20 protein-coding genes are annotated in these 21621 nt (G+C 65.1%); 4 read left to right on the forward strand and 16 right to left on the reverse strand.

What is annotated here, in order from left to right; all coding sequences use genetic code 11:
• Positions 1 to 18: 18 nt before the first annotated feature.
• Positions 19 to 1659 (reverse strand): sulfatase-like hydrolase/transferase, encoded by a 1641-nt coding sequence (locus QHC78_RS19695; protein ID WP_319747620.1) that lies wholly within the window; start codon positions 1657 to 1659, stop codon positions 19 to 21.
• 252 nt (positions 1660 to 1911) lie between these two features.
• Positions 1912 to 2634, reverse strand: coding sequence for a TerC family protein (locus QHC78_RS19700; protein ID WP_319747622.1), 723 nt, complete (start codon positions 2632 to 2634; stop codon positions 1912 to 1914).
• A gap of 380 nt (positions 2635 to 3014) precedes the next feature.
• On the opposite strand from QHC78_RS19700, the gene QHC78_RS19705 reads away from it, so the two are divergent.
• Entirely contained in the window at positions 3015 to 3998 is a 984-nt protein-coding gene (locus QHC78_RS19705; RefSeq protein WP_319747624.1) for a threo-3-hydroxy-L-aspartate ammonia-lyase, read from the forward strand.
• Here QHC78_RS19705 and QHC78_RS19710 read toward each other — a convergent pair.
• Entirely contained in the window at positions 3986 to 4342 is a 357-nt protein-coding gene (locus tag QHC78_RS19710) for a hypothetical protein (RefSeq protein ID WP_319747625.1), read from the reverse strand. The two genes, QHC78_RS19705 and QHC78_RS19710, sit on opposite strands and share 13 nt — an antisense overlap.
• Positions 4343 to 4415: 73 nt before the next feature.
• Here QHC78_RS19710 and QHC78_RS19715 point away from each other — a divergent pair, with 73 nt between their 5' ends.
• Positions 4416 to 5153: an ABC transporter ATP-binding protein gene (locus QHC78_RS19715; protein WP_319747627.1), complete on the forward strand. Its 738-nt coding sequence runs from the start codon at positions 4416 to 4418 to the stop codon at positions 5151 to 5153.
• A gap of 83 nt (positions 5154 to 5236) precedes the next feature.
• On the opposite strand, the gene QHC78_RS19720 is transcribed toward QHC78_RS19715, so the two are convergent.
• The 6 genes from QHC78_RS19720 to QHC78_RS19745 form a co-directional block, all read right to left on the reverse strand.
• Positions 5237 to 5725, reverse strand: coding sequence for a histone (locus tag QHC78_RS19720; protein ID WP_319747628.1), 489 nt, complete (start codon positions 5723 to 5725; stop codon positions 5237 to 5239).
• Positions 5726 to 5934: 209 nt separating this feature from the next.
• Complete coding sequence (locus tag QHC78_RS19725; RefSeq protein ID WP_319747630.1) at positions 5935 to 6648, reverse strand: ABC transporter ATP-binding protein; 714 nt, start codon at positions 6646 to 6648, stop codon at positions 5935 to 5937.
• Positions 6645 to 7424 carry an ABC transporter ATP-binding protein gene (locus QHC78_RS19730; protein ID WP_319747632.1) on the reverse strand — a complete coding sequence of 260 codons (780 nt, stop codon included), beginning with the start codon at positions 7422 to 7424 and terminating at the stop codon, positions 6645 to 6647. The genes QHC78_RS19725 and QHC78_RS19730 overlap by 4 nt, the downstream gene beginning before the upstream one ends.
• Positions 7425 to 7433: 9 nt before the next feature.
• On the reverse strand, positions 7434 to 8300 hold the full coding sequence (locus tag QHC78_RS19735; RefSeq protein ID WP_319747633.1) for a branched-chain amino acid ABC transporter permease: 867 nt from the start codon (positions 8298 to 8300) through the stop codon (positions 7434 to 7436).
• A gap of 14 nt (positions 8301 to 8314) precedes the next feature.
• A complete protein-coding gene (locus QHC78_RS19740; RefSeq protein WP_319747635.1) occupies positions 8315 to 9196 on the reverse strand; it encodes a branched-chain amino acid ABC transporter permease in 882 nt (293 codons plus the stop codon).
• A gap of 248 nt (positions 9197 to 9444) precedes the next feature.
• Complete coding sequence (locus QHC78_RS19745) at positions 9445 to 10596, reverse strand: ABC transporter substrate-binding protein (RefSeq protein WP_319747636.1); 1152 nt, start codon at positions 10594 to 10596, stop codon at positions 9445 to 9447.
• A 231-nt stretch (positions 10597 to 10827) separates the two neighbouring features.
• Between QHC78_RS19745 and epsC the strand changes: the two genes are divergently transcribed.
• Positions 10828 to 11748, forward strand: coding sequence for a serine O-acetyltransferase EpsC (epsC, locus tag QHC78_RS19750; protein ID WP_319747638.1), 921 nt, complete (start codon positions 10828 to 10830; stop codon positions 11746 to 11748).
• Between the two features lie 39 nt (positions 11749 to 11787).
• On the opposite strand, the gene QHC78_RS19755 is transcribed toward epsC, so the two are convergent.
• The 5 genes from QHC78_RS19755 to QHC78_RS19775 all read right to left on the reverse strand — a co-directional run bounded on the left by QHC78_RS19755 (position 11788) and on the right by QHC78_RS19775 (position 18746).
• Positions 11788 to 12300, reverse strand: coding sequence for a GDYXXLXY domain-containing protein (locus QHC78_RS19755; protein WP_319747640.1), 513 nt, complete (start codon positions 12298 to 12300; stop codon positions 11788 to 11790).
• Positions 12293 to 14209 carry a DUF2157 domain-containing protein gene (locus QHC78_RS19760; RefSeq protein ID WP_413816498.1) on the reverse strand — a complete coding sequence of 639 codons (1917 nt, stop codon included), beginning with the start codon at positions 14207 to 14209 and terminating at the stop codon, positions 12293 to 12295. The genes QHC78_RS19755 and QHC78_RS19760 overlap by 8 nt, the downstream gene beginning before the upstream one ends.
• Before the next feature lie 29 nt (positions 14210 to 14238).
• A complete protein-coding gene (locus tag QHC78_RS19765; RefSeq protein ID WP_319747644.1) occupies positions 14239 to 15726 on the reverse strand; it encodes an HDOD domain-containing protein in 1488 nt (495 codons plus the stop codon).
• Positions 15726 to 17423 carry a putative bifunctional diguanylate cyclase/phosphodiesterase gene (locus QHC78_RS19770; protein ID WP_319747646.1) on the reverse strand — a complete coding sequence of 566 codons (1698 nt, stop codon included), beginning with the start codon at positions 17421 to 17423 and terminating at the stop codon, positions 15726 to 15728. Before QHC78_RS19770 ends, QHC78_RS19765 begins: the two co-directional genes overlap by 1 nt.
• 147 nt (positions 17424 to 17570) lie before the next feature.
• A complete protein-coding gene (locus QHC78_RS19775; RefSeq protein WP_319747648.1) occupies positions 17571 to 18746 on the reverse strand; it encodes an HPP family protein in 1176 nt (391 codons plus the stop codon).
• A 188-nt stretch (positions 18747 to 18934) separates the two neighbouring features.
• Between QHC78_RS19775 and QHC78_RS19780 the strand changes: the two genes are divergently transcribed.
• Positions 18935 to 20044, forward strand: a complete 1110-nt coding sequence (locus QHC78_RS19780) for an alkene reductase (RefSeq protein WP_319747650.1) — start codon at positions 18935 to 18937, stop codon at positions 20042 to 20044.
• Positions 20045 to 20095: 51 nt separating this feature from the next.
• On the opposite strand, the gene QHC78_RS19785 is transcribed toward QHC78_RS19780, so the two are convergent.
• Positions 20096 to 20299: a hypothetical protein gene (locus QHC78_RS19785; RefSeq protein ID WP_319747651.1), complete on the reverse strand. Its 204-nt coding sequence runs from the start codon at positions 20297 to 20299 to the stop codon at positions 20096 to 20098.
• 24 nt (positions 20300 to 20323) lie between these two features.
• Positions 20324 to 21463 (reverse strand): DUF4382 domain-containing protein, encoded by a 1140-nt coding sequence (locus QHC78_RS19790; protein WP_319747693.1) that lies wholly within the window; start codon positions 21461 to 21463, stop codon positions 20324 to 20326.
• Positions 21464 to 21621: the final 158 nt, after the last annotated feature.

Here is a 21621-nt window from a genome sequence, read left to right on the forward strand (position 1 = left end):
ATCCGGAACCGCGCGCACTCAACGTGCGACCAGCGAGCGGACCGGATTGTAAGCGCGAACAGGTAGCGCATGGCCGACCGGCAAGACCTCGGAGAATTCCAGTGCCACGCCTTCGTGTACTTCGCGGAAGGTATTGGAGCCGTACAAATGCTTGCCTTGCACATAATGCACGCCATCGATGGCCGACGGCGACCGGATGTCCCGGCCCAGCACGCCAGCCAGCCAGCGCGACATCTCGAAGTGGCTGACCCATCGCTGCCCGGCCATCGCCGCGCCGGCCTCGAGGGGCGCATCGCGGCTCCATGACAGCACCGGCACGTCGGCCACCTCCGGCTCCAGGACATTGTGTCCCCACAAGCCATGCGTTCCCAGCAATTGGCCGTGGTCCCCGGTAACCACCAGATGGCGCTGGCCCGGCAGCTTGTCGAACTCGCCCATCATCCGGTCCAGCAGGTCATCGAGATACAGCACCGCATTGTCGTAGGCATTGCGCATGCGTACCTCGCGCGGCTGCCCTGGATCATCCGGCCAGCGCGCGAACCGATCGCGCGCGTGGGCATAATTGGCGTCGTAGGGAGCGTGTACCGATCGAAGCAACACCACCACGAACGTTTTTTCGGGCCATTCCTGCTCTTTCAGCAAAGACAGCAGCGCCTCATCGCCCTCGGCGTGAAAGCGGCTGGGTTCGTCTTCGCGGGTGATCGAAACGTCGACATACGGGCTGCCCACGCCATTGAGCAGCTTGGACTCCTGGGACGAGATCCAGTATGTCTTGAACCCGGCCTCCTTGGCGAACTTGAACAGGTTGGTCGATAGTGTCCTGATCTGCGCCAGTTGCCCCGGCTCGCGAACAGCGTTGAGGATAAGCGGCATGCTGGCAGCCGTGGAGACGGCCGCTGCCACGCCCTTGCGGGCAACCAGTCCCTGCTCCAGGCGCTGCGCGAGGCGGGGCGTCGTATTGCGTTCGTAACCCATGATGCCCAGATGGTCGCTGCGCAAGGAGTCGGCCACGAAAAGCCACACATGCCGGGCATCGGACCGCACCGACGTCACCACTGGCGGATTCGGGCCGGGACCAAGCGGCGCAGCGTGCACGCCGTCACGCAACAGGCTGTCGACCAGGACGAAACTGAACGTGTTCAGTGAATTGTGGAGGCCGCTGCGGGTAGGCCCGGGCAGAAAGGCGTTGAGGTCGCGGTAGGTGGCGCGATATGGCTTGGAGAGCAACCCGGCGGCGACCAGCACCAGTCCAAGCGTGCGCTGCCACCGCCGCACATCGGACCGCATGTAAGCCATGAACAGCCACCACGCGGTCACGTAAGGGGCCAGCACGGCCGGCAGCACGTGGACGTGATCCCAGAACTCGGCGAACGCGACCTGCCTGACGTCGTGGAATTCCGAGAAAAGACTCGCCAGCCCGACTGGATCGAGCGGCCTGCCGGCGTACGAAATATGCGCCAGCTGCACCAGCTCCATGCCCCCCAGCAGCGCCAGGATGCAGGAGACGAATACCCGGCTTCCGGACAGCCACAAGCCAAGATTGAAAGCGCACAGCGCCAGGAAATAGTTGAGTTCGAAGTCGGCCTGGTTCGCCGCAGTGAACCACTGCTGGATCCAGTCGTCCAGCATCAGCAGCGCGGTCGTCAGCAGTACGAGCATGCCTCGTACTGCCAGGCTGCCCCAGCGCGATGTCGCGGACCGTGGTGTGCAGGTCGAAAGTTCGTTCGTCGTCATGCGCAAAAGAGTTGAGCGGACAGGCGGCCCGCTGATAGACAAACGGCGCCAGGCCGAAGCCGGACGCCGTTCTACGGGCGCGGCATCCCTCACCGCCGGGACGGATGCCGCAAGCTTACCCCAGTTCGGGGCCGCAAAAAGTAACCGCCCCGGCGGCAGCGCTTGTTACGATGGTGGTCACGCCGCGCTGGATTCGGGAGCCTTGTCCTTCCCGCGATTGGCCAAAACCATGCGGCTTCCGCCCAGAATGGCGACCAGCGCAAGCGGATAGAGCGCCCACGACACCCACGCGTTGGCTTCGAACCAGGGCTTGACCAGCGGTTCGCCCACCACCATCTTGACCGCGGTGACGACCAGCACGCCCGCACCGATGTAGATGATGACAGGATAGCGCTCCATCAGGCGCAGGATCAGGCGGCTGCCCCAGACCATGATAGGCACGCTGATCAAGAGGCCCAGCACCACCAGCAGGAAGCTGCCGTGTGCAGCGCCGGCCACGGCCAGCACATTGTCCACCCCCATGACGGCATCGGCGATCACGATGGTCTTGATGGCAGCGGCGAAGCTCGTATTGACTTCCGCCGACCCGTGCCCGTCGTCATCGGAAGTGAGCAAACGGTACGCAATCCACAGCAGGGCCAGACCGCCCACCAGCATGAGGCCTGGGATCTTGAGCAGCCACACCACAGCCAACGTCATCAGGGTACGCACGACGATGGCGCCGACCGTTCCCCAGATGATGGCCTTTTTCTGCAAGGCCGGTGGCAGGTTGCGTGCGGCCAGCGCGATGACAATGGCGTTGTCGCCGGCCAGCACGATATCGATCACGATGATGGACGCCAGTGCGAAGAGGAACTGGGTCGTAAAGGTTTCTGCGGCAAATGCCGATAGCCATTCCACGCGAATATCTCCAGAGAAGTTGTCGACCTCTGCTGGCAACAGGAATGACCGGGAACGGAAGTACCCTTGCAGGACCTGGTGCCAGGCTGCAAAGGTCTTGTTCGATCACCGGGCGGTGATCCGCACGACCGGAGGAAGCAGACTTCCACGTATTGACGATCGTGCGAAAGAGCCTGCGAGGGCTCCCGAACTACTCCCCTTTGGAGGAACGTACGGTTAATACGTCAGGGCGCATTGTCGCTGCACCATGGCCGGGCGTCAACACCAGGGGATACCCTGAACTGCCGTCCACTTGGCCTAGGCCTGGCGATGGCCGCGCTTTTGCGCCGATTGGACTATGCTTCCAGCATCGGCCATCTCCGGCCGGCATTCATCGTGAAATGTCCATGTCCGTCGCCTTCCATTCCGTCGAGGCAGCCGCCGCGCTGCTCGCGGGCCACGCGCATCGCACGCCCGTGCTGACCTCGTGCACCGTCGATGCGCGCACGCATGCCTCGGTGTTCTTCAAGTGTGAAAACTTCCAGCGCATGGGCGCCTTCAAGTTCCGCGGCGCCTACAACGCCCTCGCCAGGCTTCCCGACCAAGCGCGCAAACGCGGCGTCGTGGCCTACTCGTCGGGCAACCATGCGCAAGCCGTCGCGCTGGCGGGACAGCTGCTCGGCATTCCCGCCACCATCGTCATGCCGAACGACGCGCCGCGGGTCAAGCTCGAGGCCACCCGCGGCTACGGTGCGCGCGTCGTCATCTACGACCGCGCAACCCAGAAACGCGAACATATCGCCGCCGAACTGGCGCAGCGGGAAGGACTGACTACCATCCCCCCTTTCGACCACCCGGATGTGATCGCGGGCCAAGGCACCGCTGCCCTCGAGCTGCTGCGCGAGACCGGTCCGCTCGATTACCTGCTGGTGCCTTGCGGCGGCGGCGGACTGTTGTCCGGATCGGCCATCGCAGCCAGCGGCTGCGCCCCGGGCATCAAAGTGATAGGCGTAGAGCCCGCCGCGGGCGACGACGTCAACCGGTCGTTCCGCAGCGGAAGCCTGCAGACGGTGGACAACCCCGACACCATCGCCGACGGCGCCCGGACCCAGTCGGCGGGCAAATATACGTTTCCGCTGATTTTGTCCTATGTGCACGACATGCTTACGGTGACCGACGACGAGCTGCTGCGCACGATGTTCTTCCTGATGGAGCGCATGAAGTTCGTCGTCGAACCAACCGGCGCGCTCGGCGCGGCCGCCCTGCTGTCCGGCAAGATCGATGTGCGGGGCAAACGCGTGGGCGTCATCATTTCCGGCGGCAACGTGGACCTGTTCGCGCTGGCACCGTACCTGGCCCGCGGGCGGACCGCCTACGAAACATGAAGCACCTGGCACGGCCGGCCAAGATCTCCCGGCATGTCGGGAACCCCGGCCGCTGCGGCTTGCGCGGGGCGGAAGGTGACGATGGTCATCAACAGTATCGCCAGTGCCAGGTCGCGCCGCGGCGTCGCGTACGGCTCGGAACGAAACCGTTTGAATCCCCAGATGACCAGCACGATGAAAGCGCCCATCAGCGCCGCCGCGAGGAATGCCCCGGCATATTGGGCAAGCACCGGCACACGCTCGCTGAACGGTCCTCCAGGCAAGGGTCCGCGCAGCGCGCTCGATACCAGGAACATGAGGGCCAAGGCCCCAGCCAGCGCCCCCCACGACAAATCTCGATTCACGAATAGCTTCACGGCAGCACAGGAAGAGAAATAACGCCAAAGTGTAATGGAGTCCCGCGTCCGAGGAGGCCGCATGAGTACCGCTGCCCTGCTTCGCATTTCAGCGCTGCGCAAAACCTTTGGCGGCCTGGCCGCCGTCAGTGACTTGGACTTTGCGGTCCACGCCGGGGAGGTCCTGGGCCTGCTCGGCCCCAAGGGGTCGGGCAAGACGACGGTCATCAACCTGATTTCGGGCGCACTGTCGCCGGATGCCGGCGAGATCCTGCTGGCAGGACAGTCGATTGCGGGCATGGATTCTTACCGGGCTGCCCAGGCGGGCGTGGCACGCACATTTCAACTGGTGCGGGTGCTACGCGAGATGACGGCCCTGGAGAACGTGGCCGCGAGCCTAGCTTTCGGCCGGCATCCAAGGTGGGGAATCCGTGCCACGGCCCGCGCCCGCTCGCTGCTGGGCCGGGTCGGGCTGACGGACCAAGCGGACACGCGCGCGGCCGAGCTTGCCTACGCCGATCGGAAGCGGCTGGAACTCGCACGGGCGCTGGCGCTCGAACCACGGCTGTTGTTGCTCGACGAATGGTTGGGAGGCGTCGAACCGTCCGAACTGCAAGCGGGCATCTCCTTGATTCGCTCGCTCAAGGAAGAAGGCATGGCCATCATTCTGAGTGAGCAGGTCATGGAAGCCGTGCATGCCTTGTGCGATCGCTGCGTGGTTCTGAACCGCGGCGCGAAGATCGCCGAAGGTAGCGTCGGCATGGTTTTCTCGGACATCACCGTCGTTCGCACCTGCCTGAAAAAAAACGCCGTGGCCTGATGTCGCAAGGCTGTCCTATGGTCGACATCGATGCAAAAAAAATGCCGCCCTTGTGGGCGGCATTTTCTTGAGCAAAGCGCAGCTCAGGCGGCGGTCGGTGCAGCCGAAGCGGCTTGCGACTCGGCAACCGGCGCGGCGGCGGGCGCCGACGCCTTCTTGCGCACCACGCGCTTGGCGGCGGGCTTCTTGGCAGCGGGCTTGGCGGCCGGCTTGGCAGCCTTGGCTACCGGCTTGGCTTTCTTGGCCGGCGCCGCGACCTTGGAAGCAGCCTTGGCTTTCTTGGCAGCAGGCTTCTTGTCGCCTGCGGCCACGACAGCCTTGGCTTCCTTCATGGCGGCCTTGACGGCCTTTTCATAAAGGCTCACGCGTTGAGCGGCTTCCTTGCGGGCTTTTTCCGAACGCTCGAGCGCTTTCTTTGCAGCTTCGCCCAGGCGCACGGCGGCAGCTTCGAGTTTCGCCAGCACGCCGGCTCCACCAGTCTTGGCGGGAGCAGACTTCTTGGCGACCTTCGCGGCCGGCTTCTTGGCTGCCGGTTTCGCGGCGGCCTTAACGGGTTGCGATTTTTTGACCATATCAATCTCTAAAAGTCGAGGCCCGAAGTGTTAATGGTGCACCGAACAATGTCAACCCTTTTGGCACTAAAGAAACGCCGCGCTCCAATTTTTCCGTGCATTCGTTCATCGAACGCACTCTGCGCGTCACCTTGACCAAGGTCCGCAAAAAAAAGCACGTCATGACGACGTGCTTTTCCTGCCGCGAGAATCCCTCGCCACTTCGACTGCTAACCCCCCAGATAAGCATCCACGAGGCGACGATCATCGAGCAGTTCCTTGCCGCTCCCCGACAACGCGATCGTGCCGGTCTCGAGCACATAGGCCCGGTGGGCGATCTTGAGCGCCTGGCGTACGTTCTGTTCGACCAGGAATATGGTCAACCCCTGCCGGTTGATCTCGCGCAGCGTCCGGAAGATTTCCTGCACGATGATGGGAGCCAGGCCCATGGATGGTTCGTCCAGCAGCAGCAAGCGCGGCTTGGCCATGAGAGCGCGGCCGATGGCGAGCATCTGCTGCTCGCCGCCCGACAGGTTGCCCGCCGTGCCGTCCAGGCGTTCCTTGAGCCGCGGGAAAAGTTCGAACACGCGGTCCAGGTCGGACTCGACCTCGCCTTTGTCCCGGCGCGTGTAGGCGCCGAGCTCCAGGTTTTCGCGCACGGTCATCGTGGTCAGGATGGCCCGCCCTTCGGCGACCTGGACGATACCCTTGGCAACGATCTTGTGCGGGGCGAGGCGCGAGATGTCCTCGCCGTCGAACCATGCCGAACCCGACGCTTTGGGCACCAACCCGGACAGGGCCAGCAGCGTCGTGGACTTGCCCGCGCCATTGGCGCCGACCAGCGTAGTGATCTCGCCCTCGTGCAGTTCGAAGTCGATGCCTTTGACTGCCGCGATATGGCCGTACGAGACCTGGAGCCCGGATACCTTCAACAACGGATTCATTGCTGCACCCCGTCTGCCACCTCGTCTTCGCGCCCGAGGTAGGCCTCGATGACCAGCGGATTGCTGCGGATTTCCTCGGGGCGCCCCTCGGCAATGATGCGTCCGAAATTGAGAACCGAGATCCGGTCGCACAAACCCATCACGAAACGCATGTCGTGCTCGATCATGAAAATCGTATAGCCCCGTGCCTTGATGTTCTGGATTTCGGCCATCAGGTCCACTTTTTCGCCGGTATTCATGCCGGCCACAGGCTCGTCCAGCAACAGCAGCTTGGGCTCGGTCGCCAATGCGCGGGCCAGTTCCAGTTTGCGCTGGTCGCCATAGGAAAGGTTGTCGGCAGTCTGGTGCGCCTTGTGCTCGAGCTTTACCCACGACAGCAATTCCAGCGCCCGTTCCCGGGCCCGGCGTTCCTGGGCCCGGTATCCGGGAAGCGACAGCAGCAAACCCGCCGGGCCATAGTCGAGATGGCGGTGCATGCCTACCACGACATTCTCGAGCAGCGACATTTCCTTGAAGATGCGGATGTTCTGGAACGTGCGGGAAATGCCCAGCCGGGTAATCCGGTGCGGTTTGGTCCCGACCAGGTCGTGGCCGTCGAAGGTCAGCGTCCCGCCAGACGGCTCGAGCAAGCCGGTGATGAGGTTGAACACCGTCGTCTTGCCGGCGCCGTTGGGACCGATCAGGCCGAAGATGGTCCCCTGCGGGACCTCGATATTGACGTTCTGCAAAACGTGCAGTCCGCCAAAACTCTTGGAAATGGATAGGAGTTTGAGCATATCAGTCGTTCACCGGGCGTTGCGCGACGCGCCTCGCAGGGCGTTGCGCAGCAGTGCGGGGTCCCAGATTCCCTTGGGCAGGAAGAGGACGATCAGCACCAGGATCACGCCGTTGATGACCAGACGGAAATCATTGAACGCGCGCAAGGTCTCGGGCAGCAGCGTCAGTATCACGCTGCCGACCACCGGGCCGGCAAGGCTGCCGATCCCGCCGAGAATCGTCATGGTCAGGATTTCTACGCCGCGATCGAACCCGTATTCATTGGGGCCGATGAAGAACGTCAGATGGGCATTCAACCCGCCGGCCAGGCCCGCGAGCAAGGCGCCCAGGACGAAGGCCAGCATCTTGGTATTGTTGACGTCTATCCCCATCAGGCCGGCGGCGGTTTCGTCTTCCTTGATGGCTTCGAACGCGCGGCCGACCTTGGAGCGCCGCAACCGGTACAACACGGCCAGTGCCAGCACCACCGCCAGCGCGATGTGCCACCATTGGGTCAGTTGCGGAATACCGTTCAGGCCCAGCGCGCCGCCGGTCCAGGACTCGGTATTCAGGATCACCACCCGCACGACTTCACCGAACCCCAGCGTCGCCATGGCCAGATAGACCCCGGAGAGGCGCAGCGTCGGCTTGCCGATGATGAAGGCCACCAGCATGGGCGCCGCCATGCCGCCCAGCAGCGCGACCGGGAACGGCATCTCCCAGTTCATGGTAAGCAGGGAAGCGGTATAGGCGCCGATGCCCATGAAAGCCGCATTGGCCATTGCCAGCATGCCGCAGGACAGCGTCAGGTAGATAGACAGCGCCAGCAAGGCGTTGGTGCCGAGCGTCAGCACGAGGTTGCTGTAGATCGCCCAGAAATTCTCGAACCATTCCATTTTTTGATCGTCCTTTAAGCCTTGCGCTCCAGCACCTTGCCGAACAGGCCTTGCGGGCGGACCAGCAGGATCAGGAACAACAGGCCGAACGCCACGGCGTCCCGCATGGTGGACCCGACGTAGGCAACCGACAGGACTTCGGCGAAGCCCAGGAAGAGCCCGCCTATCATGGCGCCCCGGATGTCGCCCATTCCGCCCAGGATGATCACCGCGATGCCCTTGTGCAGCATGGGCTGCCCCATCAGCGGAAAGACGGCGTTGGAATAGAGTCCGATCAGCACGCCGGCCACCCCGCCCAGCGCGGCGGCCGCAAACGAAGTCAGCAGGAACAGGCCCTCGACGTTGATGCCCAGCAAGGACGCCGCCTTGGGCGATTCGGCGATGGCGCGCAGCGCCCTGCCAAGCTGGGTTTTCTTCATGATCACCATCAGCGCGGCCATGAGCGCGAACGACAGGAAGATGATGATCAACTCGATGACCGTCATGTGCAGGCCGCCGATCTCTATGGCGTCGTCGGGCACCAGTCCGGCCGGGAAGCGCATGTTGGCCGCGCCGTAGATGCCTTGCACGCCGCTGTTGAGGGCGATGGCAACGCCTATGGTGGCGATCATGGGGATGAGGTGAGGCGCGTTGCGCTTGCGCAGCCGCTTGAGAATGAGCACGTCGATCAGGATGCCGACGAGTCCGCTGCCCAGCGCGGCCCCGACCAGCGCCGCCCAGAGCGGCAGGCCGAGTTGCGACACCAGCTGCAGGGCCACATAGGCGCCGATCATGAACACGGCGCCATGCGAGAGATTGATGACGCCCAGCACGCCGAATACCAGCGTGAAACCCAGCGCGAACAGAGCGTAAACGCACCCCAGCGAGAGTGCGTTGACGAGTTGCTGCTCCAACATGTTATATACCAGCCCCCCCCTACGCGCTTCGCGTGCCCTGCAGGGGCGGCGCTGGCGGACCGGCTAGGCCGGGTCCCCTGCGCCCTCGTTCGGGCCGGGGGGATGTGTCGGACCGTGATGTGAGCGCGATGCGGTTGGGTTCACAAGACAAGGACGGGCGCGAGCCCCGCTTCTTGCAAAGGGCGCGGAAAACTCTGCGCCCCTGTGCAAGCCGCCGGGACGACCGGCGGCTTCGGCAATGCCATCGATTACTTTTCGATTACGTAGCGGCCACCACGAGTGACCATGACGATGGGGGTCTGCACCGCATCGTAGCCGCCCGGCTTGCCGCGTGCGCCCTGGGCCTGACGGAACTGGAAGGCGCCTGTGGCGCCCGTGGTCTTGACTTCGGGCAGCGCCGTCTGGAGGGCTTGGCGGTCGGCTTGCACGTTGCCGGAGATCTTCACCTTCTTCAGGGCCTCGGCCACGATGTACATCGCGTCGTAGGCCTGGGCGGCGAACTGATCCGGCGCCACATTGTACTTCGCCTTGTAAGCGGAGATGAACTTGGTGTTCTCGGGCGTGGCGTTCTCGATCGACCAGGGGCTGCCCACCCACAGGCCATCGGCCTTGTCCTTGGCCAGGTCGAAGACCTTGACCGAGTTCATGCCATTGCCGCCGATGAAGGGCACGTTCAGGCCCAGCTGGCGTGCCTGGACCATGATGGGGCCGCCCTCGGCGATCAGCGCCGAGAGCACGACGGCATCGGGGTTGGTAGCCTTGATCTTGGTCAGTTGGGCCTTGAAGTCGACGTCGCCCTTGGCAAAGGTCTCGGTGGTGGTGACCGGGATCTTCAGGTCTTCCAGCGCCTTCTTGAAATTGTCGTAGCCGCTCTTGGTGAAAACGTCGTCGTTGCCGTAGAAGACCGCGACCTTCTTGATGTTGTTGTGCTTGGCGGCGATACGGATGGTCTCGGGCAGCACGTCGGCCTCGGTGACCGAGTTGCGGAAGACGTAGTTACCGATGGAGGTAATTCCGTCGGCCGTGTTCGAGGTGCCGAACACCGGCGTCTTGGCGCCCTGGGCAACGGGGTCCGCGGCCTGGGCCGAATTGGACAGCGTCGGCCCGAAGATCAGCACGACCCGGTCCTGGAAAATCAGTTTCTTGAAAACGTTGATGGCTTCTTCTTTCTTGCCCTGCTCGTCTTCAATGACCAGCTTGATGGTGTTGCCGTTGACGCCGCCGGCGGCGTTGATCTGGTCGGCGGCAAGCTGGAAACCATTGCGAATGGCAGCGCCGTACTGGCCGGCACCGCCGGACAATGCCGCCGCCACGCCGATCTTGACTTCCGCGGCGTTGGCGAACGCCGCGGTACCGAGCGCGGCCGCGGCCAGCAGCGATTGACTGAAAATGCGGTTCATAATGTATGTCCCTGTAGGTGTCGACGTTGCGCCTGGGCTCCCGTTCGAACTGCCGAACTGCCGTTGAACCGCCGTTACGCACGGCGGTGCAAGCCCCTGGGCGCGGCGACTTGGGGCGATATTCTACCGTTTCGGGCCATACCAGACGAGTCAAAAGGGTTTCCCCTAGCGGAATGCGCCGCTTCGACTATGCTTGTCGGCATTGCTCACGCAACCGGTTTTCGTTCCATCATGACGCCATCGCATACCCTCTCCCCGGACGACTCGCCCGAATGGCACCTGGCCGACATCGTCGAGCAGCTGCGCGTCTCGCGCGAGGTCGAGCACAAGATCCGCTACCTCGACCGCGTACGCGAACTGCCCTCGCGCGAAATGCTGGTCACCGTTCTGGAGGGGCTGTCGGCGGCCCTGTTCCCGACCCACTACGGACGTTGCAGGCTGACCGACGACAGCATCGACTATTTCGTCGGCCATACCCTCAACAACACACTCAACTTGCTGTGCGAGCAGGTCCGCCGCGCCTTGTATTTCTCCGAGGCGCCGGACACCCACGACAAAGAAACGCTGCAGTCCAAGGCGGTCGACATCACACGGCGCTTCGCGGCCCGGCTGCCCGCCATCCGCGCCGTGCTGGTCAGTGACCTGCATGCCGCCTACCAGGGCGATCCGGCGGCGACCAGCATCTCGGAAATCCTGCTCTCGTATCCGGGCATCAAGGCCATCATCCATTACCGGCTGGCGCATGCCATCCACGAGCTGGGGGCGCCATTCCTGGCCCGCCTGATCTCGGACATCGCGCACTCGGCCACCGGTATCGACATCCACCCGGCCGCGCAGATCGGCGCCAGCTTCTTCATCGACCATGGCACGGGCGTAGTCATCGGCGAAACCACCATCATCGGCGAACGCGTGCGCCTCTACCAGGCGGTAACGCTGGGCGCCAAGCGCTTCCCGGCAGACCCCGACGGCAAGCTCACCAAGGGCATCGCGCGGCATCCCATCGTCGAGGACGACGTGGTGATCTACGCCGGCGCCACCATTCTCGGACGCATTACCATCGGCCGCGGCTCTACCGTCGGGGGCAATGTCTGGCTGACACAAAGCGTTCCGCCGGGCACCAACGTCACCCAGGCCAAGACCCAGAAGGACTGACATCGCGGGGGCCGCGCCACGCGTCGGCGGCGGCCTGCCTCAGCGATCCGGTAACGGCCCGAGCCAGGCCAGTTCGGCATCCTGCAGTCCGACCAGCAAGGCCCTCCCCCGTTCGTCCACGCGCAGGGCGCCATAACGGGCACGCGCATAGACGTCCGCCTGACCTTCCTGGAAATAATAGGCATCGGTGGCTATGCGGATCCGCCCGTCCCGCACCGCGTAGGCAATCCGGCTTTCGCCATCCGCCAAGGGCTCGCCGCGGTCCAGCCGGACCAGCGTTGCCCGCGTGGAACCGGCCGCGCGCCGGACGACCATGGCGCCCGAAGCGGGAAGCGCCGTGCCCAGGCGGTCCCGGAGTTCACGCGCGATGGCCCAGTCCAGCGCCATGTAGTCGCCCTGCATCAGCGAACGGGGATCGACCGGCGCCAGCTCGAGCGAAATCAGCGTCCCATGCCTAAGCAAGGTCTGGTTGCGCCAGATGGACGCGTTGACCACGGCCAGAACCAGGACCAGGCCGGCGGCTATCAGTCCGCGAGTGGCGCGTTCACCCATGGCCGGCCTCTTTCCCCGCCTTGTTCAAGAGATATGCGGCCAGCAGCAGCACAAGGCCGAGGGCCAGCAGCGTAGCCGCCTTGACCGGAAGACTCCAGGCCAACTGATAGTAGAACCCCGCAACGCCATACAGCGCCACCAACAGCCCGCCTTTCCATAGCGCGCCGTGGCACCGCGCGAAGCCGAGCACCACGGTCAGAAGCCCGCCCGCGACGGCGGGCATCCAGATGCCCGCCAGGGATACCCCCAGGGCGAGCCCGACCGTCGCCTTGCGCAGCGTCGCCGGCGTGCGGGAAGACAAACGCCACGCCGCCCAGACCAGCGGCGCAGCGGCGAGCCACGCCCACCCTGCGGCCCCCCATTGCCAAGCCGCAGACGAGGTCTCTCCGGCGCCCTCCCATAAATACTGGCCGACCCCGAGCATCCAGAGCGCCAGCGTCGCGCCCCAGGCCAGCGGAGCATGCCGGTCCGCCAGCCAATAGGCGCTCCGGGTCCGTAGCAGCCAGCACGCCGCGCATATCCATGCTGCAACAGCGCCGACCGGACTTGGCCAACCACCGACCCGCACAGCCCCTTCCAGGGCCAGCAAGGCGCAGACCACGCCGAAACCGCGGGCCAGCCCTTGGGGCATGGCGATGGCCACGGCAGCGCCCAGCAACGAAGTAGTCAGCAGCGCGCCAGCCATGGGCAGCCAGTCCGTGAACGCTACGGCGAGGGCTCCCATGCCCGCCACGCACAGGCTCAATGCGAACTGGGCCCGCAGCTCGGAAGGCGTGCCTCGAAACAATGCCCAGGCGGCAACCAGCGACAGCGCGCCAGCCGCGGCAAGGGTGTATGCCCCGAACGGATCGGGCAGGACCAAGCCGACAAATACAAGCAGCATGAGTCCGCCCGCCCAGCCGCACACGGCCAGCAGCGCCCGGATATGCCAGGCCGCGGGGGGCTCGGTTGCCTTGACCCACTGCCGTTGTACCTGCCGCAGCCACATGGCCGCAGCGGCCGACGCGGCAAGCAGAAAGCCGCCTGCGATGACGAGGCTGGCCTTCCCGCCGGCGCTGTCGGCCAGCAGGCGTACGAGCAGCACAGTCGCGACCGCGATGGCGGCCGCCCAGCACAACGTCAGCATCAGCAAGTCACGGCGCCATCGATAGAGCAAAAATCCGCCGCCGAGTGCCACGACCATCGCGCCGCGGGTGGCCCAGAGCCAGGCATCGGCTGCACGGCCGTCCACCACTCCCTGCACCAGGCCGAGGGTCGCTACTGCCAGCAGCAGGGTTCCCGCCAACCTCGGCAAAAAACGTGCTGCCAGGCCGGGGCCTGCCGTTCCGGCCCGCCACTCGGCAAGCGCGACAGCAGCCAGGTCGAGCCAGAACAGCGGCGGCTGCATGATGCCGCTGCCCACGATGGCGTCGAGCAATAGAGGCGAGAAGCGCCCTGTATAGAGATGCACCGCGAGATTCGCCAGGACCAGCAGAAGCGCCCAGGCTACCCCCGACCGCGCTGCGAACACCCACGGCAGAATGAGCACCGCCCAGGTCAGGAACAGTTCGTAGCTGTCGGCGCCGGACTGATAACGCTGCCCCAGATAGGCCAACAATGCCCCGCAAGCCAGCATGGCGAACAGCAAGGCCGCCTTGCCCGGCAGACGCGAGGTTCCGAAGTAGCAGGCCAGCATGGCCGCGGCAATCAGCACCGCCTGCAATGCGCCGGACTTGACGACCGGAGGCCACCCCTGCCAATTGAAAGCCACGAGAAAAACCACGGCCGCGGCGCAAGCCACCGCGCCCGCATAGGTACAAAGCCGTTCGAGGAAACGGCGCCAGGCCGCGGCGCCAGGCGGACCGCCGGCCGGTTGCAAGCCCTGCTCGGCTGGCGCCGGCGGTAGTTGCCCGCGCCGCACCCGCCGCATCCATGGCTCGCGAACCGGCGCCCGCGCGGTCAAGGCGCAGCGGGAGCCGCCACGCGCGCCTGGCCGAAGAATCGGCCCAGCTCCTGCGCCAGCTCGTTCAGCGCAGCCATTTCCCCGGGGCCCATGGTCCGCGCCTGCTCGGCGCTGTTCCAGTCGCCGTAGACCAGGGCAACCGTATCGCTGCCCGCGCGCACGGGCAACAGCACGAACGCGTGGGCATCGGACACGACCTCGCGGAACCAGCGCGGAATATGGGCGCCGAACTTGGGATTGCAGGCGTTCTCGATGAAGATTCCCACCGGATTGGTAATGGCCAGGTGAAAGACGTCACCGGAGAATATCTCATTAAAGCGCAATTGAGGGAGCAATTGCTCGATACCGGCCCCGAACCCCAGCCTGGCCTCGAAGGCATGCCGGCGCGGATCGCGAACGAATATGATGGCCCGGGAAAATCTCATGCCCGCCAGCATGGCCTCGGACGCCATCGCGAGCACCGGTCCGAGATGGTGTAGCGAAGGCAGCAGCCGGAGGCCTCGCAACCCGTCTCGCAGCGTCCGTTCGGCGCTGTGCGGCGCATCTCCTGCAGACGCCGCCTGCAGCTCGTCGATTTCCCGGAGGAAATGCCGGCTCGCCTCGTCCTTGACCAATTCGCCCATCATGCCGCGCAACGCTTCCACCCCCAGCGACAACGCGGCCGCGTAGCACTGGACCGTCTCCAGCACACGCCGGCTGCGCGAGCCGGCATCGTCGGCGGCGTCGGTCATGCTGCGGGACATCTCGACCGAGAACGACGAGACGGCCCGCAGCCAATGGTCGCACTCGGCACCGGCCTGCGGACCGGTGGGCGGCGCGGAAAAGTCGAACGGCAGCATCCCGCGCCGGATCACTTCCGGCAGTCCCCAGCGCTCGGCCGCCTCCTCGCCCAGCTCGTCGAAGCTGATGCCCAGAACCTGGGCCGATAGCTCGTCGTCCGTGCAGCACCCGGCAAGCGCCCGCGCCCGGATCTGCGCCCACTCGTGCTCCAGGTAGAAAATGCACAACAACCGGCCGAGCTGGCGCATCAAGGTGCATACGACCGCCTCCTCGCCGGCCCGCACGTCTCGCGCAGCGCACACCTTGCGGGCTATGCAGCCGGCCAGCATGGCGCGATTCAGTTCCAGCTTCGCGTCGAGCCGCTGCAACTGCAGATGGCACTGCTGGAAGTGATCGACGAGCTTGAGGCCCAGCACGAGGTGCGCCACCGCTTCGACACCGAGCACCACCAGCGCCCGCGATACCGTCGTGATGTTGCCGCCGAACGCCATGTACATGGCGGAATTGGCCAGTCGCAGCACGCGCTGGGTAAGCGTGAAATCGGAAAGGACGATCTGCGCCAGGGAGGTGATGGCGCGGTCGTCCCCTTGCATCGCGGAGATCGTTACGCGCAGGGAATCGGACAGCAGCGGGAAATCTCCCCGCTCGTTGATGCGCGACCAAAGCTTGCTGGTCACCGCATGGCGTTGCGACGGATCCGGCATCAGCGGTCCAGCGCCCGCAGCTCGCCCGCCTCGAACTTGCGCACCAGCTCGGTAATGGGCAAGGCCTCGCAGGCCAACCAGCCCTGGATCAGCTCGCAGCCGCTGGCCACCAGCAGCTCGCGCTGCGCTTCGGTCTCCACGCCCTCGGCGATGAGATCCAGGCCCAGCGTGCGTGCCAGGCCGACCACGGCCTCGACAATGGCCTGGTCGTTGCGCGATGACGGCAAGTTGCTGATGAAGCGGCGGTCGATCTTGAGGGCGGCCAGCGGAAAACTTTGCAGATAGGCGAGGCTTGAATAGCCGGTACCGAAATCGTCCACGGCAAAACGAACGCCAAGATCGGTAAGCTCCTCGAGCAGCCGCTTGGCCTGATCGGGCTCTTCCATCAGCACGCTTTCGGTGATCTCGAGCACGATGCGTCGAGGCTCGAGCCCCGTGAGCCGGAAAGCCTCGCGCACCGCCGCGGGAAAACGTTTGTCCCGGAATTGCCTGGCCGACACGTTGACGCTGGCGTACTGAAGGTGGATGCCGCGGGCATCCCATTGCGTGAGCTGCATGCAGGCATTCTTGAGCGCCCAGCCGCCCAGGAAGTTGATCAGGCCCGCCGATTCCGCCAGGGAAATGAAGACATCGGGGGCGATGGGCCCCAGTACCGGATGCTGCCAGCGCATCAGCGCCTCGATCGCCACGACCCGCCCGCCGCGCGCTTCCACGATGGGTTGGTAATGGAGCGAGAATTCGCCGTTGCGGATCCCGCTGTGCAAATCGAATTCCAACTTGAGGGTATCGGACCGGCCGCCGGCGGGCCGCCGCTCGTAGAACGCGAAACTGTAGCCGCGATTACGCCCCGCCTGGGCCAGCGCCTCGTCGACATGATGGAGCAGTTGGTCGCTGCCGTTGGCCGGATCGGGATACATGGCGGCGCCGATGCTGACCGACAGCTGCAGAGTCTGCCCCTCGTGCGAGTACGGAAGCTGGATGGCGTCGGAAATGCGCCGGGCGAATTCCTCGACATAATCGCGACCGGGAACCTCGCGCAACAGGATCAGAAACGCGTCGCTATAGCAGCGCGCCACGAACTCCCTGGCATGGCAGGCACTTTTGAGACGCAGCGCCGTCTCGTGCAGGATGCGGTCGCCGACTTCGTAGCCGAAGGCCTGGTTGACGCGGTGAAACTCGTCGATATCGATCTGTAAGAGGGCGATGCGGAAACCGTTATCCACGGCCTCCTGCTTGGCCCGCTCGACTTCGTGGCGTGCCGACGCCAGGTTGTCCAGCCCCGTCAGCACGTCGTGGTACATGGCGTAGGTAAGGCACTGCTCGTTGTCGGCCCAGGCCGATACGTCATGCCCGACTACCAGCAGTTGCCCGGGCCGGTCGGCATCGGGAGCGATGCGCAGTTCGACCAGGCGCGGATAGGTCAGTGTCTTGATCAGGTGCAGCGTGCACTTCTGCACCTCGCCGGTCGATTGCGCCTGCCTGAGGCAGGCATCGAGCAGCGGGACATCTTCCTGAGCCACCAGGTCGCGCAAGGCGATGATGCGCAGATACTCGCGGTGATAGCCGATGAAGGCCAGCGCCGGTGCCGAGATATGGAGAAACCGGCCCTGCGGATCGATACGCGCGAAGAAATCGATGGCGTCCTCGAGGGAGGACAGGGATACGGAGCAGGCACGGTCAGGGGCATCAAGTCGCATGGGGGACGGTCTTGGAGGAGATCCGGCGCCGCGCTTGGACATCAGCAGACGAGCGAGGCCTGTTCTCCGATCAATCTACTTGTTCCGGTGTTAACGGCGTTCCCGGGCGCAAGTTGATATTTGCGCCGCCTCGGAAAAAACCCGTATTCAGGCCTCTGTTCCCGCGCCGACCGCCTTGGCCAGAGCCTTGACGAGATCGGTCTGCGTGATGATGCCGACCAGTTTCCGGTCTTCGTCGATGATGGGAATGTGGTGATGGCCGCCGTCTGCGAAAAGCGGGATGAGTTCGATCACGAACCGGCCCGAGCTGACCACCCGCACCTGCCTCGTCATGATCTGGGCGATGACGCTGGGCCGCTCGGTGGCAGCCCCCAGTCCGATCAGCGCCCTCAGGCGGCTGCCCAGTCCGTCCGGCCGGTCCATGTCCAGCTGCCGCATGAAATCCGCCACGGTGACGATGCCGACGATGCTGCCGGCCCGGTCGATCACGGGCAAGGCCTTGATCCGACGCCGCCGCATCAGCTCCCAGGCCTCGCCCAGCGGCAAGTCGGGCGCGGCCGTCAGAGGTTCGCGCGTCATGATGTCCCGGCAGCGCAATTCGCCGAGGTTGCGGCGATAGGCCGCCATTTCGGCATGATGAAGCAAGTGTTCGAGATCGTCGCGGCTGACGTCCAGCACCTGGTTGTAGTGCGCCAGCGCGGCATCGAGGTCCGCCGGCGTGAAGCGCGAACGCTGCGTGGACGCCGGCGCAGCCTGGGCATGCGGATAGCGCCGCCCGGTCAGGCTGTTGTAGGCCAGCCCCGCGAGCACCAGCAGCACCGAATTCACCAGCACCGGAAACAGGGCAAAACGATAATCCGCCGCTTGCGCGAGCACCGCGGTCAACGCGGCGGCGCCCCCCGGCGGGTGAAGGCAACGCAGCGCCAGCATAAGGGCGAGCGCACCGCCTATGGCGACGGCCGCGGCCAGCACTGGATCGCCTATATGCGTAGCGCAGGCGATGCCCAGCAGGGTCGACAGCGTGTTGCCCCCTATTACCGACCAGGGCTGGGCCAGCGGACTGGCGGGCACGGCAAATACCAGGACCGCGCTTGCCCCCAGCGGAGCCACGAGCCAGGCCGCGCCCGGCTCCGCAAACAACCGGCAAGCCCAGCCCGCCAGGAGCACCCCGGCCATGGCGCCACCGATGATGCGCAAGCGTTCCGTGCCATTGATGCGGACGCGGCCCGGGCGGAAGGAAGCCAACCACGCTTTCAAGGCAGCGAAGCGGGTAGCGGAGAGCCAGGCTGGACCGGTGGACGGGGAAGCGAAACGGTCGGACATGAAAAAACGACGATGAACGCGGTGCGGCGGTCTGGAACAAGCCCGGCATAGTACTGGATCTGCGGGCGCCGCCTTTTCCATAACCCCGACGCCGCCGCGGCCATCGGCCTATATCGTCAACCCACGATATATGATTCGAGGCTTGCCGATATTGGTAGCAAGCACTGCCTCATCCAGGATCAACCATCATGCCAACGCTGTTCGACCCCATTACCGTCGGTGACATCCACCTTGCCAACCGCGTCGTCATGGCCCCGCTGACCCGCAACCGCTCGCCCCGGGCCGTCCCCCAGCCTATCACCGCTACCTACTATGCCCAACGCGCGAGCGCCGGCCTGCTCATTACCGAGGCCACCGCCATCAGCCAGCAGGGCCAGGGCTATGCCGACGTACCGGGGCTGTATTCGGATGAGCAACTGGCCGGCTGGCGCCGCGTGACCGATGCCGTGCACGCCGCGGGCGGCAAGATCGTGGTGCAAATGTGGCATGTGGGACGGGTGTCGCATACGTCGCTGCAACCCGGCGGCGGCGCGCCGGTGGCACCGTCGGCCATACGCGCCAATGCCAAGACCTACCTCGTTGGGCCGGACGGCGGCGGCTTCGCCCCCACGTCCGAACCTCGGGCGCTGCGGCTGGACGAGTTGCCCGGCATCGTGGCCGACTACCGGCGCGCTGCCCGCGCCGCCATCGATGCGGGTTTCGACGGTGTCGAGCTGCACGCCGCCAACGGCTACCTGATCGACCAGTTCCTGCGCTCAGGAAGCAACCAGCGCGATGACGCCTATGGCGGTCCGATCGAGAATCGCGCGCGCCTGCTGAACGAAGTGCTGGAAGCGATCACCTCGGAGATTGGCGGCGGGCGCACCGGCGTCCGGATCTCGCCCGTCACCCCGGCCAACGACGCATCGGATCCAGACCCCCAGCCGCTGTTCGAATACGTCGCGCAAAAGCTGGCAGCGCATGACCTGGCCTTCGTCCACGTCATCGAAGGCGCAACCGGCGGCGCCCGCGACTTCCAGCAAGGCGATGCGCCATTCGACTATGCGGCGCTCAAGGCCGCCTACGCCAAGGCGGGCGGCAAAGGGGCATGGATGGTCAACAACGGCTATGACCAGGCCACCGCCGAGGCTGCGGTCGAAAGCGGCGCCGCCGACCTGGTCGCCTTCGGCAAGCTGTTCATTGCCAACCCCGATCTGGTGCGGCGCTTCCGTGAACGGGCCCCGCTCAACACGCCGGATAATGCGACCTTCTACGGCGGTACGGAAAAAGGCTATACCGACTACCCCGCCCTGCCCTGATACGGCTGTCCCTGCTGCGGCGCGAACCGTGTGCCGCGCCGCAGCAGCCTATCAGCACCGGCCTTTCTTGGCCTGCCCCGGCGGGCAGAACCGGGGGCCCGGTCGGTAATCGTAGTACCCGGGAACATCGTAGTAGTAACCGGGGGACTCGTAGTAGACGCCGGGTGCCGGCGCCACCACCACACCGCTCGGGGTGTAAACGGCGCAACCGGCAAGGGAAGCGGCCGCTGCGATGGCAATGAGAAAGGACTTCATGGCTGTTTCTCCAAAATAACGAATTCAGAACGCGAAATCACGCGTCGCGGGCCCCGCGCCCAGGTCGACCTGTGCGGACTGCACGGCTCCGGCTGCGCTGGCAGCCTCCACGGTATAGCGTCCCGCCGCCGTCATGTCCTGCGTCAAGGGAATGGGCAGCGTCGTCTGGTACGTACCGACGGCTGGGCCGGCCACCGGCAAGCTCATGCTATAGGCGCCGGTTGCCGGGCTCGCAAAAGTCGAAGCAATTTCGAAGGTCGCGCCGCCCGTCGCCTGCAGTGCGCGCAGCGTGGCTTCGGCGCTCAGCGGCGTCACGGTTCCGGAAACGGTGGCCCATGCCGAGGCAGGCGGCAAAATGGGGCGGGCTTGCGTCGACACTGTCGTGCTGGTCCCGGCGGTCACCGGCACCGACCGGATGATGCCCACGCCGACCGACGCCTGCGCGGGCGGCACGACGACGACATCGACGTCCCCGGCCGTGCTGCTCTGCTCGACAGGCGACAAGGTAAAAGCGCCGGCGCTCGTCGCTACCGTCCCCTTGACCACAACGCCGCCGCGCTCCGCATAAACATAGGAGCCCGCGGGCGCATACCCCTGGATCTTGCCGCTCACGACCATGGGGATGGCCGTCACCACGGGCTTGAGGTTGAATCCGCCGTTGCCGCGGGCCACGATGGATCTGCAGGCGTCGAAATCCAGCACCAGGTCGGTCAGGGTATCGGGCGCCACGGTAAAGGGGCGGATGATCTTGTAGCCGCTCTGCGCGGCACTGGGCGTGGACAAAGCGATTTCGGCCCCGTCCCCGCCCGTCTGCACCACGGCATTCGCGTACGGTTGGCCCGCAGTCGGGGCCAGGACCAAGCGTATCTGCTGGTATTCGCCGGCCGGCAATGCGGCCTTGCCTAGGGTCGCCAGCACGCCGTTGGTCAACGAGAGCAGATCGATGCGGCGAGCCGGCGTGACCGGTATATCGACCCAGCCGGAACCGCTTTCGTCCGCATCCGGATTGCCGTTCACGCGGATTTTGCTGACGGTTACATAGACGTTGTCAAAACCACACGCGGGCGCGTCGGTCATCGAGACCTGGAGCGTGCCCTGCGCCGGAGCGGACGAGTCGTCGCCTCCCCCGCACGCCGTCAAGCCGACCACGCCGGCACAGCCCATGAGCAGCGTGCCCCACAGATTTTTTTTGCTTGCCACGGCGATCTCCTTAGGTAATGTGAACGCCGGCTGAGCATACGTCCGGTGATGCAGATACCGTGTAATCCGCGTGTAAGCTGTGTAAACGGGCGGGGCCGCCGATCTTACAAATGAGCAAGGCG

It is taken from the genome of Pigmentiphaga sp. (genome assembly GCF_033795525.1).
Lineage (GTDB): Bacteria > Pseudomonadota > Gammaproteobacteria > Burkholderiales > Burkholderiaceae_B > Pigmentiphaga.

What these genes read in the sequence shown, in the direction of transcription:
- QHC78_RS19695 (WP_319747620.1), bottom strand. Translation starts at nt 1,659, where the DNA reads ATGCTCGTACTGCTGACGACCGCGCTGCTGATGCTGGACGACTGGATC.
- QHC78_RS19705 (WP_319747624.1), top strand. Translation starts at nt 3,015, where the DNA reads ATGTCCATGTCCGTCGCCTTCCATTCCGTCGAGGCAGCCGCCGCGCTG.
- QHC78_RS19715 (WP_319747627.1), top strand. Translation starts at nt 4,416, where the DNA reads ATGAGTACCGCTGCCCTGCTTCGCATTTCAGCGCTGCGCAAAACCTTT.
- QHC78_RS19720 (WP_319747628.1), bottom strand. Translation starts at nt 5,725, where the DNA reads ATGGTCAAAAAATCGCAACCCGTTAAGGCCGCCGCGAAACCGGCAGCC.
- QHC78_RS19725 (WP_319747630.1), bottom strand. Translation starts at nt 6,648, where the DNA reads ATGAATCCGTTGTTGAAGGTATCCGGGCTCCAGGTCTCGTACGGCCAT.
- QHC78_RS19730 (WP_319747632.1), bottom strand. Translation starts at nt 7,424, where the DNA reads ATGCTCAAACTCCTATCCATTTCCAAGAGTTTTGGCGGACTGCACGTT.
- QHC78_RS19735 (WP_319747633.1), bottom strand. Translation starts at nt 8,300, where the DNA reads ATGGAATGGTTCGAGAATTTCTGGGCGATCTACAGCAACCTCGTGCTG.
- QHC78_RS19740 (WP_319747635.1), bottom strand. Translation starts at nt 9,196, where the DNA reads ATGTTGGAGCAGCAACTCGTCAACGCACTCTCGCTGGGGTGCGTTTAC.
- QHC78_RS19745 (WP_319747636.1), bottom strand. Translation starts at nt 10,596, where the DNA reads ATGAACCGCATTTTCAGTCAATCGCTGCTGGCCGCGGCCGCGCTCGGT.
- epsC (WP_319747638.1), top strand. Translation starts at nt 10,828, where the DNA reads ATGACGCCATCGCATACCCTCTCCCCGGACGACTCGCCCGAATGGCAC.
- QHC78_RS19755 (WP_319747640.1), bottom strand. Translation starts at nt 12,300, where the DNA reads ATGGGTGAACGCGCCACTCGCGGACTGATAGCCGCCGGCCTGGTCCTG.
- QHC78_RS19760 (WP_413816498.1), bottom strand. Translation starts at nt 14,209, where the DNA reads ATGCGGCGGGTGCGGCGCGGGCAACTACCGCCGGCGCCAGCCGAGCAG.
- QHC78_RS19765 (WP_319747644.1), bottom strand. Translation starts at nt 15,726, where the DNA reads ATGCCGGATCCGTCGCAACGCCATGCGGTGACCAGCAAGCTTTGGTCG.
- QHC78_RS19770 (WP_319747646.1), bottom strand. Translation starts at nt 17,423, where the DNA reads ATGCGACTTGATGCCCCTGACCGTGCCTGCTCCGTATCCCTGTCCTCC.
- QHC78_RS19775 (WP_319747648.1), bottom strand. Translation starts at nt 18,746, where the DNA reads ATGTCCGACCGTTTCGCTTCCCCGTCCACCGGTCCAGCCTGGCTCTCC.
- QHC78_RS19780 (WP_319747650.1), top strand. Translation starts at nt 18,935, where the DNA reads ATGCCAACGCTGTTCGACCCCATTACCGTCGGTGACATCCACCTTGCC.
- QHC78_RS19785 (WP_319747651.1), bottom strand. Translation starts at nt 20,299, where the DNA reads ATGAAGTCCTTTCTCATTGCCATCGCAGCGGCCGCTTCCCTTGCCGGT.
- QHC78_RS19790 (WP_319747693.1), bottom strand. Translation starts at nt 21,463, where the DNA reads ATGGGCTGTGCCGGCGTGGTCGGCTTGACGGCGTGCGGGGGAGGCGAC.